The 478-nt window shown below is 71.3% G+C and carries 1 protein-coding gene; it reads right to left on the reverse strand.

The window, feature by feature from the left end; translation table 11 throughout:
* Nucleotides 1-478: NUDIX hydrolase (locus BGN97_RS05095; protein ID WP_292698606.1), on the reverse strand; the 478-nt coding region annotated here is incomplete at both ends.

Below are 478 nucleotides of genomic sequence, written 5' to 3' on the forward strand. Positions count from 1 at the left end.
GCATCCGGGATCTCCCGCGCCTCGCCTTCCACGACCATCGACACCGGCGGGTACCAGAGGTCCGCCGCGACACCGAGGTCGGGTGCGACCACTCCCCTTGCCGTCCACGTCGACAACCGCTCGCGCAGTCGCTCCGCCGCTCCGGCACGGTCCTTCCACCATCCGTCCGGCACGGAACCCACGACGTTCGCCGCATCGGCCACGATCGCCGGGTGCGTCGGCAGCAGCGATCTCAGCATCGGCCACGCTGCGCCGAATCCCGGATGGAGCGGACGCTGATCCACCTCGTCCACGGGAACCCACTCCAGCGCGAGGCTCTCGGGGTCGCTGATCACCGGCTCGAACGCGGACACGACGTCGGCGACCACGGTCGTGTACGACCAGATCCGCAGATCCAGCACGCTCGCGAAGCGCGCCCGCAGGGCGCCGTCCGGGATCCCCGCCTCCTCCTGCGCCTCGCGCAGTGCACCGTCACGCG

Source organism: Microbacterium sp. 69-10 (assembly GCF_001897945.1).
Lineage (GTDB): Bacteria > Actinomycetota > Actinomycetes > Actinomycetales > Microbacteriaceae > Microbacterium.